The sequence below is a fragment of the uncultured Escherichia sp. genome, from assembly GCF_948475835.1.
GTDB lineage: Bacteria > Pseudomonadota > Gammaproteobacteria > Enterobacterales > Enterobacteriaceae > ECMA0423.
On the sequence record NZ_CAOLGM010000049.1, the window covers coordinates 16,534 to 30,909 of the forward strand.

20 protein-coding genes and 5 pseudogenes are annotated in these 14,376 nt (G+C 47.0%); 15 read left to right on the plus strand and 10 right to left on the minus strand.

Annotation, left to right across the window (positions count from 1 at the left end; translation table 11 throughout):
• Nucleotides 1–88: 88 nt before the first annotated feature.
• The 5 genes and pseudogenes from QZF50_RS11460 to dicB all read right to left on the minus strand — a co-directional run bounded on the left by QZF50_RS11460 (nucleotide 89) and on the right by dicB (nucleotide 4,669).
• Nucleotides 89–1,369: pseudogene (locus tag QZF50_RS11460) on the minus strand (site-specific integrase).
• A gap of 34 nt (nucleotides 1,370–1,403) precedes the next feature.
• A complete protein-coding gene (locus tag QZF50_RS11465; RefSeq protein ID WP_000005552.1) occupies nucleotides 1,404–1,655 on the minus strand; it encodes an excisionase family protein in 252 nt (83 codons plus the stop codon).
• A 72-nt stretch (nucleotides 1,656–1,727) separates the two neighbouring features.
• Nucleotides 1,728–4,199 carry an exonuclease gene (locus tag QZF50_RS11470; RefSeq protein WP_061892365.1) on the minus strand — a complete coding sequence of 824 codons (2,472 nt, stop codon included), beginning with the start codon at nucleotides 4,197–4,199 and terminating at the stop codon, nucleotides 1,728–1,730.
• A gap of 93 nt (nucleotides 4,200–4,292) precedes the next feature.
• The gene (gene ydfD, locus QZF50_RS11475) at nucleotides 4,293–4,484 is read right to left on the minus strand and encodes a lysis protein YdfD (RefSeq protein ID WP_001083280.1); all 192 of its coding nucleotides are present in this window, start codon (nucleotides 4,482–4,484) and stop codon (nucleotides 4,293–4,295) included.
• Complete coding sequence (gene dicB / locus QZF50_RS11480; protein WP_000854559.1) at nucleotides 4,481–4,669, minus strand: cell division inhibition protein DicB; 189 nt, start codon at nucleotides 4,667–4,669, stop codon at nucleotides 4,481–4,483. Before dicB ends, ydfD begins: the two co-directional genes overlap by 4 nt.
• 504 nt (nucleotides 4,670–5,173) lie before the next feature.
• Here dicB and QZF50_RS11485 point away from each other — a divergent pair.
• A complete protein-coding gene (locus QZF50_RS11485) occupies nucleotides 5,174–5,494 on the plus strand; it encodes a hypothetical protein (RefSeq protein WP_122986851.1) in 321 nt (106 codons plus the stop codon).
• Nucleotides 5,495–5,630: 136 nt separating this feature from the next.
• Here the strand turns inward: QZF50_RS11485 and ydfB are convergent.
• From ydfB to QZF50_RS11500, 3 genes and pseudogenes are all read right to left on the minus strand, one after another.
• Nucleotides 5,631–5,732, minus strand: a pseudogene (gene ydfB, locus QZF50_RS11490) (protein YdfB); the annotation flags it as partial.
• Between the two features lies 1 nt (nucleotide 5,733).
• Nucleotides 5,734–5,889, minus strand: a complete 156-nt coding sequence (locus tag QZF50_RS11495) for a DUF1391 family protein (protein WP_000379589.1) — start codon at nucleotides 5,887–5,889, stop codon at nucleotides 5,734–5,736.
• Between the two features lie 191 nt (nucleotides 5,890–6,080).
• Nucleotides 6,081–6,488 carry a helix-turn-helix domain-containing protein gene (locus QZF50_RS11500; RefSeq protein WP_001003381.1) on the minus strand — a complete coding sequence of 136 codons (408 nt, stop codon included), beginning with the start codon at nucleotides 6,486–6,488 and terminating at the stop codon, nucleotides 6,081–6,083.
• A gap of 77 nt (nucleotides 6,489–6,565) precedes the next feature.
• Here QZF50_RS11500 and QZF50_RS11505 point away from each other — a divergent pair, with 77 nt between their 5' ends.
• The 6 genes and pseudogenes from QZF50_RS11505 (at nucleotide 6,566) to QZF50_RS11530 (ending at nucleotide 10,078) form a co-directional block, all read left to right on the plus strand.
• Nucleotides 6,566–6,793, plus strand: coding sequence for a Cro/CI family transcriptional regulator (locus QZF50_RS11505; RefSeq protein ID WP_000476993.1), 228 nt, complete (start codon nucleotides 6,566–6,568; stop codon nucleotides 6,791–6,793).
• Nucleotides 6,777–7,298 carry a toxin YdaT family protein gene (locus QZF50_RS11510; protein ID WP_000705349.1) on the plus strand — a complete coding sequence of 174 codons (522 nt, stop codon included), beginning with the start codon at nucleotides 6,777–6,779 and terminating at the stop codon, nucleotides 7,296–7,298. The genes QZF50_RS11505 and QZF50_RS11510 overlap by 17 nt, the downstream gene beginning before the upstream one ends.
• Nucleotides 7,279–8,244, plus strand: a complete 966-nt coding sequence (locus QZF50_RS11515; protein ID WP_000054504.1) for a hypothetical protein — start codon at nucleotides 7,279–7,281, stop codon at nucleotides 8,242–8,244. The genes QZF50_RS11510 and QZF50_RS11515 overlap by 20 nt, the downstream gene beginning before the upstream one ends.
• Before the next feature lie 40 nt (nucleotides 8,245–8,284).
• A complete protein-coding gene (locus QZF50_RS11520) occupies nucleotides 8,285–8,704 on the plus strand; it encodes a DUF977 family protein (RefSeq protein WP_001151195.1) in 420 nt (139 codons plus the stop codon).
• 54 nt (nucleotides 8,705–8,758) lie between these two features.
• Nucleotides 8,759–9,856: pseudogene (locus tag QZF50_RS11525) on the plus strand (IS1202-like element ISEsa1 family transposase); the annotation flags it as partial.
• A 72-nt stretch (nucleotides 9,857–9,928) separates the two neighbouring features.
• Nucleotides 9,929–10,078 carry a protein YdfW gene (locus QZF50_RS11530; RefSeq protein ID WP_180302674.1) on the plus strand — a complete coding sequence of 50 codons (150 nt, stop codon included), beginning with the start codon at nucleotides 9,929–9,931 and terminating at the stop codon, nucleotides 10,076–10,078.
• Nucleotides 10,079–10,514: 436 nt separating this feature from the next.
• Here the strand turns inward: QZF50_RS11530 and QZF50_RS11535 are convergent, their stop codons facing one another.
• A complete protein-coding gene (locus QZF50_RS11535) occupies nucleotides 10,515–10,847 on the minus strand; it encodes a FlxA-like family protein (RefSeq protein WP_001317460.1) in 333 nt (110 codons plus the stop codon).
• 202 nt (nucleotides 10,848–11,049) lie between these two features.
• A complete protein-coding gene (gene ydfV / locus QZF50_RS11540) occupies nucleotides 11,050–11,355 on the minus strand; it encodes a protein YdfV (protein ID WP_290388876.1) in 306 nt (101 codons plus the stop codon).
• A 24-nt stretch (nucleotides 11,356–11,379) separates the two neighbouring features.
• Here ydfV and relB point away from each other — a divergent pair, with 24 nt between their 5' ends.
• The 8 genes and pseudogenes from relB to QZF50_RS11580 all read left to right on the plus strand — a co-directional run.
• Nucleotides 11,380–11,619, plus strand: a complete 240-nt coding sequence (relB, locus tag QZF50_RS11545) for a type II toxin-antitoxin system antitoxin RelB (RefSeq protein WP_000534858.1) — start codon at nucleotides 11,380–11,382, stop codon at nucleotides 11,617–11,619.
• A complete protein-coding gene (gene relE / locus QZF50_RS11550) occupies nucleotides 11,619–11,906 on the plus strand; it encodes a type II toxin-antitoxin system mRNA interferase RelE (protein ID WP_000323025.1) in 288 nt (95 codons plus the stop codon). Before relB ends, relE begins: the two co-directional genes overlap by 1 nt.
• A 59-nt stretch (nucleotides 11,907–11,965) precedes the next feature.
• Nucleotides 11,966–12,034, plus strand: a pseudogene (gene hokD, locus QZF50_RS11555) (type I toxin-antitoxin system toxin HokD); the annotation flags it as partial.
• Nucleotides 12,035–12,250: 216 nt separating this feature from the next.
• Nucleotides 12,251–12,502 (plus strand): protein Rem, encoded by a 252-nt coding sequence (gene rem, locus QZF50_RS11560; protein ID WP_000980994.1) that lies wholly within the window; start codon nucleotides 12,251–12,253, stop codon nucleotides 12,500–12,502.
• A gap of 66 nt (nucleotides 12,503–12,568) precedes the next feature.
• Entirely contained in the window at nucleotides 12,569–12,847 is a 279-nt protein-coding gene (locus QZF50_RS11565) for a hypothetical protein (RefSeq protein WP_012304870.1), read from the plus strand.
• Between the two features lies 1 nt (nucleotide 12,848).
• Nucleotides 12,849–13,898, plus strand: a complete 1,050-nt coding sequence (locus QZF50_RS11570) for a DUF968 domain-containing protein (RefSeq protein ID WP_053292618.1) — start codon at nucleotides 12,849–12,851, stop codon at nucleotides 13,896–13,898.
• Nucleotides 13,899–13,910: 12 nt separating this feature from the next.
• A complete protein-coding gene (locus tag QZF50_RS11575; protein WP_000904111.1) occupies nucleotides 13,911–14,267 on the plus strand; it encodes a RusA family crossover junction endodeoxyribonuclease in 357 nt (118 codons plus the stop codon).
• A 14-nt stretch (nucleotides 14,268–14,281) separates the two neighbouring features.
• A pseudogene (locus QZF50_RS11580) lies at nucleotides 14,282–14,376 on the plus strand (antitermination protein); the annotation flags it as partial.

Here is a 14,376-nt window from a genome sequence, read left to right on the forward strand (position 1 = left end):
AAAGCAGCAGTATCGGGATGGCTGGGCACTGCGCTTGAATTTATGGATTTCAAGAGTCATACGTGTTAACTATTTGATAAATATTAAATTAATTTTTCATTGCTTCGTTATGGGGCATGGTTGGGGCAAACTCGCTTAACTGTGTATTTAACAAAGCTACCTGTGCATTATTGTTTTCAGACATCCATTTTCCGTATACCTGAAATACCATTTGCGCATCTGCATGGCCCATCTGGTTTGCTATAAATGCCGGGTTAGCACCAGCTGTCAGCGACCAGCAGGCATAAGTATGTCTCGACTGATATGATTTTCGATGGCGGAGTCCGGCACGTTTTATCGCTGCGTCCCACATCTGCCTTATTGAGTCAACGGTAAAATGGTCACCATAATTTTTTACTCTCGCTGACACTTCAGGTTGAAAAACAAAGGTGCATTTTTGTTTTTCTGTTCTGCCATACTCTCTGAGGTGAACATCAATGATATGCTCTTTGCTCAGTCTCGTTAATGTCATCTGACTCCGGAGAGCGTCGATTGCTGGCTTAATAAGATGAATGACCCGATTGGTTCCCGCCTGTGTTTTTGGTACCGTGAAACGGTCTTTTGCTAAATTTCTCCTGATCATCATTGTTCCATTTTTCAGATCTATGTCCTCCCATCCAAGTGCACACAGCTCACCAGGGCGAACGCCAGTATAAACAGAAACACACCATAAATTTTTGGCTTGCTGATTTCTGCACGCATCGATAAGACGGATGAATTCCTCCCGCGAAAGAGGATCCGGAATGGTTCTTGATTCCTTTAATGGCGAGATCCCCTTAAACGGGTTATCTGCCAAGTAACCGTTATCAACACCAAACTGGAACACGGCGTTAAGATTTGTCATGTAATTATTTACAGTTACAGCCGATCTCCCTGGTTGTGTAACAATATAGTTACTTTTGGGGATCTGGTATCCAGTCAGTAGCTCTTTACGAACCTCCAGTAATTTTTCTTTATTAATCGATGAGGCAAGATTTTTTTCACCGATTATGCTCAGGATATTTTTGATGACGGCACGGTATGTGTTGAGTGATGTTTTTGCGACTTCAGTTTCTTTCAGTGCCAGAAATTTTTCAGCCAGTTCTTTTATGGTTAAATCTTGTCGGGCCTCACCAAATTTTTCCAGATTGCGTGAGGAGGGAAACTGTTTTGCATAGTCGAAAACACCAGTTTTTATTGCGTAACAAACAGAGGCGCGTAGTTCACCTGCAACGCGCCTGTTTTTTGCTGTGTCAGGAACCCCCAGATTTTCCCTGACTCTTACGCCTTTTTAAACAAACCAGATACGTAATTTCCCTCCATGGTTTTCCACGCCTGTCGGATATTTCATTTCAACTTCTCTCATTAGTTAGTGTGGCTTTTAGTCAAGTAAGATGACGTCTTGGTCTCGCTGATGCCTGGCGCTCAATCCAGCGATCAATTTCTTCCAGGTTGTAAAAGCATGGGCTGTTATCCCATGGCATACCGTCATGAGCGACATGCTTATATTCCCTTCCTTCCATAAACGATTTTTCCCGGGCCTTTTTTAACGTACCTTTTTTTATTCCTTTCAGCGCAATTAACTGCTCTTCGGATACCCATTTGCCGGGAGAGACAATCATGATTACTTCGCTCATCGATTTCTTTATCTCTTACATTAGACGAGCGCCGGTTGCAGAATACCAGTCACAACCGGCGACAGTTGAACATTAAGAATCAGCCTGACTCGGGATCAGTTTTTGCCAGATAACTGAAACGTATTTTGCCTGGTAACGGGCGTCATCAAGTGCATTATGGCGCTCACCTTCGAATGGAATAGCCGTTCTGGCATCGAAGTCTATGGCTTTCCCCAGCTCAACGATTGTGCGTACATCGCGATCGTTGTAGTAACGCCACGGGCAGGGGATCCCCTGCCGTTCGTATGAACGGCGCAAAATCGTGTTGTCGAAGTTGGCTCCATTTCCCCAGACCTGAACAAAAAATTCACCGGAGTTTTCGTCGATAAATTCCCGCAATTGTAACAGTGCATCATCTAACGGGATTTCATCGGTCATAATGGCAGATTGCGCTTCGCGTGATTGCTTAAGCCACCATTTAATGGTGTCCCGATCAATGACTCCGCCAGCAGTTTCCAGATCGATAGTCTTACTAAATTCCGGTCCCATATCTCCGGTTTGCGGATCGAAAAATATTGCACCTATTGAGATGATCGGGGCATCAGGATTTTTTCCCATGGTTTCAAGGTCTATCATTAGATGGTCACACGTCCTGCTGGTGGATGTGATTTCGTGATGACCGTTCACCTTAATTGAGTGATCTGCCGTCTCGCCAGTTTCATTATCGCTATCGTGATGCTGATTGCCGCCAGCATTCTCCTTGTGTGGATGTTCAGCGCCTTCCATTTTCTCCGGATCATCTTCCTGAACTTCAACCTGATACTCTTCATCGAATGTTTCTTGGTATGTTGCGTCGCCCATCACCGCGCCACAATCAGGGCAGTTGCCACCGCCGGTCTGACCGCAGGCGGTGCAGACTTTTTCCACTTCCTGATGCGCCACTGGCTCAGGCTGTTTCGTTTCTGGCTCGTTTTGTAACGAATTTGGGCTGTTTTGTTCCGCTTTTTGGTAGTTCCGTTCCGATTCATGCTGGTTCTGGTTCACAGAATCGCGGGTCTGGATCCCCTTAACCCATTTCGGATCATTCGGGTCACTAATCCCTTCAACAAATTCACCAAGTGATGCAGCAAGCAACTTATCGGCGTCAGGCTGGCTGATATTGGCTGCCTGCATAATTTTGTTTACTTCGTCAGCGGTAACTTTTATCGGCTCTGGTTGTTCTGAATCTTCAGCGGTATCTACATTTTGCGGTAAGCCCGTGTATGTGCCATTTTTTCGGGCAAAATATTCTTCTTTTGTGATTTCAGTGGCGCCAGCAGCCAGTGCCTTATCCAGACCAGAAAGTTTGTTTGCGCGACCGTATTTTTCTCCGTCCTTATCTGCGAAGAGGAAATAGAACGGCCCCTCACGCTCTACAGATGGTTCAGCTTCCGGCGCGGTTTCATTTTTTGGGATATCAGATACCTCAGTTTCCACTGCATCAGTTTGTGTTTCTGATGACTGGAGAACATCAACAGTGCCCAGGTCTGTTTCTTCATTCTCAAACACGCCCTTTGTCGTCAGGTATTCGCAGATATATTTGTTCAGTGCTATGGGATCTTTGTGAATGTCGATCGGACGCTCACGGACAAGGCCAAAAATAGTTTGGCGGTCGTAGCGAAGGGCATCAGGCTGTTTGCGCATTGATGCCGAGATACGCTTCCAGTCTTCGCGGTCGTTGTCGATAACTTCATTTTTTGCCCAGCGATGGATGCTGCCATCAATGTTTCCGGCATCCACATCACCAGGCCAGAGAGCGTAGGCCAGTTCGTCATCCAGTGTTTTCCATGTCTGCTTGTATTCGCGATGGATGGCAGCAATGACCGGGCTGATTTTTCCTGTTGAATTTTCAGTGTACTGTTGATTGGCTCTGGCGCGGGCGAGATCAACAACAGACGTGTATTTTCCGGTTTCCTTGCGTTCACCTTCGCGACGTTTTTTCCAGATGCGCATCTCTGCCTGAATTTCGGGCCATTTAGCACCAGGAATACATTTATGCTTAACCCACCCAATGGCGTGCAACTTAAGCTCCGGATACATGGCGTTAACTTCTGGCATTTTCATCAACGCTTCAACGATATGTCCGTCGAATGTTGCCATGTCTTCCTGCAACAATTCCTGTGCGCTAATAACCATATCAACGGTGATGTTTTCACATGTGTCGAACTTAACCATGACAGCGTTCTGTACTTCAGGGGCCAGCTTGTCAAAAGTGACGTTCATCGGATCGGATTCAGTCTCAACCGGGACAAAAGAAGCAGACTCCTCATCCCAGCGGTTTTCCTGCATATATTCAGCATCCCATGAATCGAGGGCAGGGCGGGGTATGCCAGGTTTATCCTCGCAGACAATAAATTTATAAGCGCAGTCCTGAGCAGCCGGATAATGTTCCAGGAATTGCCAGTGAAATTTTGCGCGGGCGCGACGTTCATCACCGGCTTCAATGGCAGTGGCTACAGCGACGGCACCTTCTTCCTTTATTGCCTGTTCGCCCGGAATGGCGGCGCAAATAAAGACTTTACTCATTTTGTTTTAACCTCATGACAGATTTAAGGATGAACAAATCCCTGCCATTGCTGGCATATAAGAATGAAACCGGATATTTATTACGGAACTGTTTTAAAGGCCTGCCGGGATTTCGATATTATCCTGGTGAATAACTTTATCGACCGGGTAACAGTTACCGGGAATTTTCTGTTCGGTTGCTGCAGTCATACACTCCTGCATTGTCCTGTGAACACTGACTGCAATATCAACTGGCACTCCGGAAACAAGAAAAACTGTCAGAACAAGCGCAAATGCTGAATTCATTGTGCACATCCTTTTGGCATCAGACGTAAACGAGCCAGCATTGAAACAATGCATATTTTATTTAATAGCTCCCGTTCTTGTTTTCTCTTGTTAATGGCATCTTCAGTAAATACAGGATTACTGATAGTGACACCAATTTCAAAACAACCTTCAGACGTATTAACGTTTGGTAATAACGTTTTCATTATCGCGTCCTCAACAATGAATTTTGTGATGCAGTGCCTGGTGCCTCCAGGTGACGTTAACCAGTTAACAATTAACGTCGGATACAGAGAATCCACCCATAACACTGTTTTTGGTTTTAACTGTTCCGCGTGCGCTTAGCCGTATTCACCGCATCACAAAATTCACTTTAAAAAGGGCGGCAGAGCAGTCACGGAGTAAAACTGATACCGCCAAACGTCACCAGAAAATTGATAACAGAGGGCGTTGCAGCGGGGTTGTCACTTAAGCGTATGGTCAACCTGACAACCCGGTGTCCTCAACGGGGAAGGAATAACCCCGCCATACTTACCGCCGCGCCATTTTGCGGGTTGCCACAACCGGAAGCGCACGGTCGAATTAAATTTAACGACACCGTACAGTGAGACGAACTTCGCCGTGCGCTTTCGTGTTGTGTGCCTGCTTTTAACCACGTCAGGCGAGGTGGTATCCTTAAAATCACCACAGTTTTAAGGATTCATTAAGCAATGTCGCAACCACCAATAAATCCGCTTAAGAACATGAAAATTGATTACTGGTATAAAGCTCTTACAGTTGTTGGCGCTGCGTTGTTTGTCTTTAATGGAACGTCTTTTTTTGACAGATATCCCGTTGTTCCATTGGGTTTTTTGTCCTCCGGCATCTTTTTTATTGGTTTGGGGGAGTGGATTAATCACCCTCTCATAGTGAGATTTATTGGTCCTGGAGTTTGGACTCGTGGATATAATCGTTCTTCGTGCGCACTCGGTATCATCTTCGACATACTTGGTTGTTTCCTGATTGTTACAGGAGTCGTCAAGTTCTTCTGATGTAAAACCGCAAATGGGGCACGTAACGGGGAATTTTGAAAAGCGTTTCTCCGGGTTCCAGAACAAAATTTTCTGCGGTCTGATTTTGCTTCTCATATTTGTGCTCCGCGTCATTGTGAGAGCACATTCTTATTCTGAGTGCCTGTTTAAACTCACTGAAGCTGAGAGCTTCTTCGCCTTCGGCAAGGCCTTCGAAGTATTCTTCGTAAGCCTTTTCCATGATTGTGTCGAAATCCATATCACTCACCTGAGTTTCTTTCCAGCCAGCGACGGGCACCATTTTCGGTTTTAAACGTTTTGCTTTTGGTATACGTCATCGCGGTGAACGTGCCGTCCTGGTTGGGGAACACGCCACATACCAGAGATTCGCTGTTGCCAAGATCGATAGTATCCATGCTGACCTCATTTCCCCTTAACGCCGGGGTAGCGGAACTGTTTGCTGAGAACACCGTGCGGTGTCTTGATGGAGATAATTTAGTTTTCTCATTATTTTTCGTCAAGGTTTTTGATGAGAAAACTCAAGTGTTGGCGCAAGATAAAGCCAATACATTGAAATGTAAGGCTTTAAAATTTTGTGAAGGGATGATTATTGATGCTTGTTGCGTTTGCGAGCCTCTAATAGCTCGGTGAACAGGCGATTAAAATTCTCAACGCGGGCGCGGAGTTCGCTGAGTTGTGCTTGTTGCTCTGATTTAGGAAGTGCGCGATACAAACGCAGCATCTCTAACTCATCTTCCGATAAGTCTAAGGCACTATCGAGTGAAACAGGGGGAGCTGGTGTTTTGTCCTCGTCGCCAAACAGTATCCAAGTTGGTGAACATTGCAATACCTCGGCGAGGCGATGCAAATTTTGCCCGCGCGGGGCTGTATGGTCACTTTCCCATAATGAAATTGATGAGCCAGATACGCCAGCAGCTTTGCTTAAACCGTTTTGACTTAAGCCTACCTGCTTACGTCTTTCTCTAATGCGTTGACCTAAAGTTTTCTCGTTCATATTTAGATATCTTAATAACCCTTGACTTGAGATTCCTTGAGTGATTAGCATTGAGAAAACTCAATATTGGAGGTGCGATGTTTAAATCAGACGTAATTAATTTTTACGGTACGAAAGCCAAAGTAGCGAAAGCTGCTGGCGTTGACCCATCTGCTGTTTCTCAATGGCAAGAGCTGGTTCCTGAAGGTCGCGCGATGCGTCTACAGGAGGCATCTGGCGGCGAGCTTCTGTATGATCCCAAGGTTTATGACGAATATCGTAAGACGAAGCGGGCGGGGCGGTTGAACAATGAAAATCACTCCTGAACAGGCTCGTGAGGCTCTGGATGCCTGGATATGTCGACCAGGAATGACACAGGAGCAGGCGACGATATTAATCACTGAAGCATTCTGGGCTTTGAAAGAGCGCCCGAACATCGATGTTCAGCGTGTCACAGATGAAGGTGGCGCGGTTGATCAGCGAGCACTTGGCGTTAATCGAGTGAAGATATTCGAACGCTGGAAGGCTATCGACACCAGGGATAAGCGTGAAAAGTTCACGGCGCTAGTGCCTGCAATTATGGAGGCTATTCGGATTAATGATTTCAGGTTGTATCGTGAAATTAGTGACGGAAAAAGCATCACGTACATGATCGCCGGGTTAAACAAAGAATATGGCGATGTGGTGGAGTCCGGACTGCTTTTTGCTGATCCTGCCGTAGTGGATCGTGAAACTGACGAACTTATAGAAAAAGCAATTGCTTTCAAACTTGCGTATCGACAGCAATACCAACAAAAAGCTGGATGGAATTATGAGCCTTCTTTTTGCTGAACGCCCACTGGTTATAAACACACAGCTTGCGATGAAGATTGGCTTAAATGAAGCCATTGTGTTGCAGCAGTTGCATTACTGGTTGAGAGATACCAATTCCGGCATGGAATGTGATGGTGTTCGCTGGATTTACAACACAACGGAACAATGGCTGGAACAGTTCCCATTCTGGTCAGAGTCAACGTTAAAGCGCGCGTTTGCAAGTCTGAAAACGCTGGGGCTTTTGCGTTGTGAAAAGCTCAATAAATCAAAGCGCGATATGACCAATTTCTACACGATCAACTACGGGAGCGAGCTTTTAGATGGTGGCAAATTGAGCGAATCCATCGGTTTAAAATGCGCCGCTCCATCAGGTCAAAATGACACGATGGAAGAGGTCAAAATGAAACGCTCCATTGGTTCAAAACGACCCAATGTCATCGGGTCAAAATGGCCTGATGATCTTACAGAGAATACAACAGAGATTACTACAGAGAATAAAAACACTTTTCGTCCGGAAGCTTCGCAACCGGACCCGCAGACCGCTGAACAGGATTTTTTAACCCGGAACCCCGACGCGGTTGTGTTTAGTGCGAAAAAACGCCAGTGGGGTAGCAGGGAGGATTTGGCGTGTGCGCAGTGGATTTGGGGGCGGATCGTGAACCTTTACGAACAGGCTGCCAGCGACGATGGAGAGATCATGCGACCAAAAGAGCCTAACTGGACAGCCTGGGCCAATGACGTGCGCACAATGCGGATGCTGGATGGCAGAAGCCACAGACAAATTTGCGAAATGTTTGGTCGGGTACAGCGAGATCAATTCTGGGTAAAAAACATCATGAGCCCGTCAAAACTCCGCGAAAAATGGGACGAACTGGTCATCCGCCTGGGACGTTCACCTGTAAAGCGTTGTGTGAATCATATTTCTGAACCGGATACAGAAATTCCGCCTGGTTTCAGGGGATAAGTGTTGATTTTAGGGTATAAAGTAATGTTCAGGAGGACTTGTGGCAAAAGTTTTTACACAAGAAGAGCGGGAAAAAATTAAAGGGCAGGTGGTGGAACTCGTACGCCAGAGTGGGCGCGAGACGTTACGACAACTGGAAGCTAAAACTGGGGCAACAAGATATCTGATGAGCGTTCTGGCCAGAGAGCTGGTTGCCAGTGGCGATGTATACAGCTCTGGTTACGGGTTATTCCCGTCTGAACAGGCGCGTAAGGACTGGCAAAACGCCCGCAAAAAACTCTCGAGGGCAAAGGTGAAGAAACCTGCTGTGGTTGATCCGGACCTTATCTGGTCATTACCTGACGGAGAAATACGTCGCTACGACAGTCGTCTAAACATAATCTGTCGCGAGTGCCGGAAGGCAAGGAGAAGCAGGCTATTGTTAACACCAAGCTGTAATGTCCCCTTTGAACCATTCTAAAATGTCCCCAGACAATTCTCTGGGGGATTTTTCATGATCAAAGAGACTGTTACGATGAGTCATAAGGAACTCCACCGACTTCAGATTATTCAGGAGTCAATTAATCGACATATTACTCAGGAACAAGCTGCGGCACGCATTGGCATTTCTATTCGGCAGGTTAAACGTCTGGTGCAACGGTATAGAAATGAAGGGCCTTCTGGTCTGGTTTCCCACCGACGTGGAAAGCGTCCTAATAATTCCTTTTCTACTGAATTCAGAGCAACAGTAATTTCACTCCTCAAAGGCCGTTACGCTGATTTTGGACCTACGTTTGCGTGCGAAAAATTGCGCGAGATACACGGTTTATCTTTATCCGTTGAAACTCTCAGAAAGTGGATGATAGAAGAGGGGTTATGGCGTGAACGCCGTCGTAAAATTGCCCGTATATATCAACGCCGCATGCGACGACCATCTTACGGTGAACTGATCCAGATTGATGGCTCACCTCATGACTGGTTTGAAAATCGAGGCCCCAGATGTACACTGATCGTTTTCATTGATGATGCCACCAGTGCGTTGATGGCGTTGCGTTTTGTGCCTGCTGAAACAACCCGGGCTTACATGGAAACCCTCCGGGGTTACCTTAATGATCATGGCGTACCGCTCGCTCTCTACTCTGATAGACACAGTATATTCAGGGTAAATAACCCAGAGCGGGAAGGTGAGCTGACCCAGTTCACTCGTGCGATAAAGACACTGGGCATCGAGCCAATCCATGCCAACAGCCCGCAGGCAAAAGGGCGGGTAGAGCGCGCCAATCAGACACTACAGGACAGGCTGGTCAAAGAAATGCGGCTTCAGAATATCAGTGATATTGAAACAGCAAATGCATGGTTGCCGACCTTTATTGAAGCCTATAACAACCGGTTCGCTACGTCGCCTCGTACTACTGATAATGCTCATCTTGATGTGCACCATTCTGAAGAGGAACTGGGTTATATCTTCAGCCTACAGGCGAAGCGCGTTCTGTCTAAAAATCTCACTTTCCAGTACAAAAGCAGTGCGTTTCAGGTACGCAGTGAGGGCCGGGGATATCGACTTAGGCATTCGGTTGTTACTGTATGTGAGAACTTTGACGGTGAAATTAACGTTCTGTATGACGGGAAAGCGCTGGGCTGGGAAAAGTATGTTGATGGCCCGGAGCCTATACCACTGGATGATGAAAAGAGTGTCCATGAACGAGTGGATAATGCCCGTATTGATTTACGCTCAAAATACTATGTTAAATCTAAAGCTGACCATCCCTGGCTTACGCGCCGAACGCAAAGTCATCAGCAAGTTAAGCCCCCGAAGTTACCTAAAAAGAAGCCTGATCCCGATAAAATAGATTGAAACCAAGATCGATTCGGTTGAGTGCATATCCATTCATAGGGTAGATTCTTAAGTCGCGTTTCTGGTGTTCATTTTCGGGTGGTTTGTTACTTGTTTTACCGGGGATATGCCAGAAACGCGCTGAGTCAGTCTGGGCGGTGCGCGTAATGAGGCGTTATGGTAAATAGCCTATGCTAATGTCCGCTAAGAGCAAGAAGCGGAAGTTGGCAGTTTTGTGGACTGTCCCCACAAAAGTGACTACAGAAATAGTTGCAATTCATAATTGATCATGGGTTGTCAGTTAAACTCGTGGCGATTTAAATAGACTAATTGGGAGTGCGTCCATTACTTATATCTTATAATGTTAACTATCAGAAATGATACAAAGATAATATGTCTTTAAAGAAAAGGCTGATGGCGAAAAGTGGCCCGATGAGGGCCACAATACGGCTGTCACTTAGACGTAAATATCAATGGTGCCAGCGGTATTTGTATCGTCTTTTTTCTCTTCTTTTTTATCAGGCTGAACTGTCGCGTCTTTATTCTTTTTCTCTGCCTGCTGCCTTAACAACTGCTCCAGTTGAGCCCTGAGGCTTTCAATTTGCTTCTGTACCAATGCAGCCATTTCTTTTTTCTGCTGTGTCGTCATCCCCTCTTCCGATGAGATTTTCCCAAGCTTTTCAGTCAGCACCTGAATTTGTCTTGTGATTTTGGCTATTTCTGATGTTCCTTCCGGGGCGGAGTTGTTTGAAATAACGGTTGAGGTATTTCCCTGAATTGTGACAGACATAGATTTCTCCTTTTAAAAAAGCACTATCGGCATGCACAAAAAAATCTTTAATCGTATTTCTTGTGTCATTAATTGTTTGATGTTCAGATTGTTTTCCTCGCGGGCTGGCGCGCCTCAGAAAGTAAAGCTTGTTGACAGGGGTAAACGTTCGGCAATAATTTTCTGCCGCATGCGGGTGTTGCATAAAACGTGCTACGTTCCTTTATCGACAGGTCAGGTCACCGCTCACCCGCCGACGAGAAATCAACACTGACATGCTAAAGCAAAAAATAGATGAATAAGTTGAGTTGTGCATATGTAGCCTGACCGTCACAAAGTATATGGTGTCTGTACCAGTAAGATGATGGCCGGACTCTTTAAAAGCGAGCTGACCTGCACAATACAGGATGGACTTAGCAATGGCTGCTCCTGGCACAAAGCGGACAGTGATCACCGTTCTTACGACTACTTTCTGACTTCCTTCGTGACTTGCCCTAAGCATGTTGTAGTGCGATACTTGTAATGACATTTGTAATTACAAGAGGTGTAAGACATGGGTAGCATTAACCTGCGTATTGACGATGAACTTAAAGCGCGTTCTTACGCCGCGCTTGAAAAAATGGGTGTAACTCCTTCTGAAGCGCTTCGTCTCATGCTCGAGTATATCGCTGACAATGAACGCTTGCCGTTCAAACAGACACTCCTGAGTGATGAAGATGCTGAACTTGTGGAGATAGTGAAAGAACGGCTTCGTAATCCTAAGCCAGTACGTGTGACGCTGGATGAACTCTGATGGCGTATTTTCTGGATTTTGACGAGCGGGCACTAAAGGAATGGCGAAAGCTGGGCTCGACGGTACGTGAACAGTTGAAAAAGAAGCTGGTTGAAGTACTTGAGTCACCCCGGATTGAAGCAAACAAGCTCCGTGGTATGCCTGATTGTTACAAGATTAAGCTCCGGTCTTCAGGCTATCGCCTTGTATACCAGGTTATAGACGAGAAAGTTGTCGTTTTCGTGATTTCTGTTGGGAAAAGAGAACGCTCGGAAGTATATAGCGAGGCGGTCAAACGCATTCTCTGAACCAAAGCATGACATCTCTGTTTCGCACCGAAGGTGACACTTCTGCTTTGCGTTGACACTGCGAGGTACGAATCCGAACCGGCCAGACGGAGGTCGCTGTCTTCACAGCTTACGAACCTGAGGAGTAAGAGACCCGGCGGGGGAGAAATCCCTCGCCACCTCTGATGTGGCAGGCATCCTCAACGCACCCGCACTTCACCCGCTTCGGCGGGTTTTTGTTTTTATTTTCAACGCGTTTGAAGTTCTGGACGGTGCCGGAATAGAATCAAAAATACTTAAGTAGCGCGCAGGGATAAGAGGGATGGTCCCTTAAAGGGGAGAGCTAATTATCCGGAAGGATTCTGATGATGAACATCGAAGAACTGCGTAAAATTTTTTGTGAAGATGGCCTCTATGCTGTGTGCGTTGAAAATGGAAATCTTGTTAGTCATTACCGCATTATGTGTTTGCGAAAGAATGGGGCTGCGTTAATTAATTTTGTGGATGCTCGGGTCACGGACGGATTTATCTTGCGCGAAGGTGAGTTTGTCACTTCATTACAGGCATTGAAAGAGATCGGAATAAAAGCTGGCTTTTCTGCTTTTTCAGGAGAATAAACTCATCTACAATCTTGCGCGGGGCTGAACTCCCGCTGAGTAACACCGTGCCACCGGAGAAAACCGATGGCACGCAACGCAAAATATTACAATTCTGATAATTCGCCCGTTCTTGCCTGCACGCACGGGCGGTATTCTCACGCATTCAAGTCTGAATGGTTCCAGCACCCTCCATGCACTGCAGAACAGGCCGAATGGCTGATTCATTCTTACCGCAGGCGCGGGTTCGAGGTTAAGAAAGCTCTCAGTCTCGACTATCGGCACTGGATAATCTCTGTCAGGCTGCCTTATTCCGAACGCCCACCACGTGCGTCCCGCACTTTCCAGCAACGGATCTGGAGGTAACGTGCGGGTATTACTTAGACCTGTTCTGGTGCCTGAGCTTGGGCTGGTGGTCCTTAAGCCGGGCCGTGAATCCATACAGATATTTCATAATCCTCGAGTGCTGGTGGAACCGGAACCAAAAAGCATGCGTAATCTGCCATCCGGAGTCGTTCCTGCCGTTCGCCAGCCGCTGGCGGAAGACAAAACATTGCTGCCGTTTTTTAGTAACGAACGGGTGATTCGTGCTGCTGGCGGCGTTGGCGCATTGTCCGACTGGCTATTACGTCATGTTACATCCTGCCAGTGGCCTAATGGCGATTACCATCACACTGAAACAGTCATTCACCGTTATGGTACCGGCGCAATGGTGTTGTGCTGGCACTGCGACAACCAACTGCGTGACCAGACATCGGAATCACTGGAGCTGCTTGCTCAACAAAATCTGACAGCATGGGTGATTGACGTCATCCGTCACGCAATAAGCGGTACGCAGGAGCGGGAATTATCTCTGGCTGAATTATCCTGGTGGGCGGTCTGCAATCAGGTGGCGGACGCGCTACCGGAAGCGGTATTACGTCGTTCGCTGGGGTTGCGTGCGGAAAAAATCCGCTCAATGTACCGTGAAAGCGACATCGTACCGGGAGAGCAGACCGCCACCAGCATACTGAAACAGCGCACAAAAAATCTTGCGCCGCTGCCTCACGCCCACCAGCAACAGAACCCACCACAGGAAAAGACGGTGGTCAGCATTGCCGTTGATCCTGAGTCTCCGGAATCTTTCATGAAACGACCTAAACGTCGCCGCTGGGTTAACGAGAAATACAAACGCTGGGTGAAGACACAGCCGTGTGCGTGTTGTGGTAAGCCAGCCGACGATCCCCATCACCTGATTGGTCATGGTCAGGGCGGAATGGGGACAAAATCTCACGATATTTTCACGCTACCGCTGTGTCGGGAGCATCACAACGAGCTTCATGCGGATCCTCTGGCGTTCGAAGAAAAGCATGGTTCTCAGGTTGATTTAATTTTTCGTTTTCTTGATCACGCCTTTGCAACTGGCGTGCTTGGGTAAAAGAGGTGACTGATGCTCATAGATTTGGTTTTACCTTACCCGCCGACGGTGAACACTTACTGGCGACGCCGTGGCAGCACATATTTTATCTCGGAGGAGGGAAAGCGTTATCGCCGGGCTGTGGCGCTTATTGTTCGCCAGCAGCGGCTGAAATTAAGCCTGTCCGGAAGGCTGGCGATAAAGGTGATTGCAGAGCCACCGGATAAGCGTCGTCGCGACCTGGACAATATCCTGAAAGCACCGCTGGATGCGCTGACGCATGCGGGAGTGTTAATGGACGATGAGCAGTTTGATGAAATCAATATCGTTCGTGGTCAGCCAGTATCTGGTGGACGTCTGGGGGTGAAGATTTACCCCATAATGCATTAAGAGCAGGTCAAAAAATGAAACTGGAAGATTTACCGAAATACTACTCCCCAAAATCCCCTGGCCTGACCGATGCATCGGCCTCAACGTCAAAAGATGCGCTGAGTATCAC

Excerpts from the sequence above, each read along its gene's own strand:
- QZF50_RS11465 (WP_000005552.1), bottom strand. The coding sequence starts at position 1,655 with ATGAGCGAAGTAATCATGATTGTCTCTCCCGGCAAATGGGTATCCGAA.
- QZF50_RS11470 (WP_061892365.1), bottom strand. The coding sequence starts at position 4,199 with ATGAGTAAAGTCTTTATTTGCGCCGCCATTCCGGGCGAACAGGCAATA.
- ydfD (WP_001083280.1), bottom strand. The coding sequence starts at position 4,484 with ATGAATTCAGCATTTGCGCTTGTTCTGACAGTTTTTCTTGTTTCCGGA.
- dicB (WP_000854559.1), bottom strand. The coding sequence starts at position 4,669 with ATGAAAACGTTATTACCAAACGTTAATACGTCTGAAGGTTGTTTTGAA.
- QZF50_RS11485 (WP_122986851.1), top strand. The coding sequence starts at position 5,174 with ATGTCGCAACCACCAATAAATCCGCTTAAGAACATGAAAATTGATTAC.
- QZF50_RS11495 (WP_000379589.1), bottom strand. The coding sequence starts at position 5,889 with ATGGATACTATCGATCTTGGCAACAGCGAATCTCTGGTATGTGGCGTG.
- QZF50_RS11500 (WP_001003381.1), bottom strand. The coding sequence starts at position 6,488 with ATGAACGAGAAAACTTTAGGTCAACGCATTAGAGAAAGACGTAAGCAG.
- QZF50_RS11505 (WP_000476993.1), top strand. The coding sequence starts at position 6,566 with ATGTTTAAATCAGACGTAATTAATTTTTACGGTACGAAAGCCAAAGTA.
- QZF50_RS11510 (WP_000705349.1), top strand. The coding sequence starts at position 6,777 with ATGAAAATCACTCCTGAACAGGCTCGTGAGGCTCTGGATGCCTGGATA.
- QZF50_RS11515 (WP_000054504.1), top strand. The coding sequence starts at position 7,279 with ATGAGCCTTCTTTTTGCTGAACGCCCACTGGTTATAAACACACAGCTT.
- QZF50_RS11535 (WP_001317460.1), bottom strand. The coding sequence starts at position 10,847 with ATGTCTGTCACAATTCAGGGAAATACCTCAACCGTTATTTCAAACAAC.
- ydfV (WP_290388876.1), bottom strand. The coding sequence starts at position 11,355 with ATGTCATTACAAGTATCGCACTACAACATGCTTAGGGCAAGTCACGAA.
- relB (WP_000534858.1), top strand. The coding sequence starts at position 11,380 with ATGGGTAGCATTAACCTGCGTATTGACGATGAACTTAAAGCGCGTTCT.
- relE (WP_000323025.1), top strand. The coding sequence starts at position 11,619 with ATGGCGTATTTTCTGGATTTTGACGAGCGGGCACTAAAGGAATGGCGA.
- rem (WP_000980994.1), top strand. The coding sequence starts at position 12,251 with ATGATGAACATCGAAGAACTGCGTAAAATTTTTTGTGAAGATGGCCTC.
- QZF50_RS11565 (WP_012304870.1), top strand. The coding sequence starts at position 12,569 with ATGGCACGCAACGCAAAATATTACAATTCTGATAATTCGCCCGTTCTT.
- QZF50_RS11575 (WP_000904111.1), top strand. The coding sequence starts at position 13,911 with ATGCTCATAGATTTGGTTTTACCTTACCCGCCGACGGTGAACACTTAC.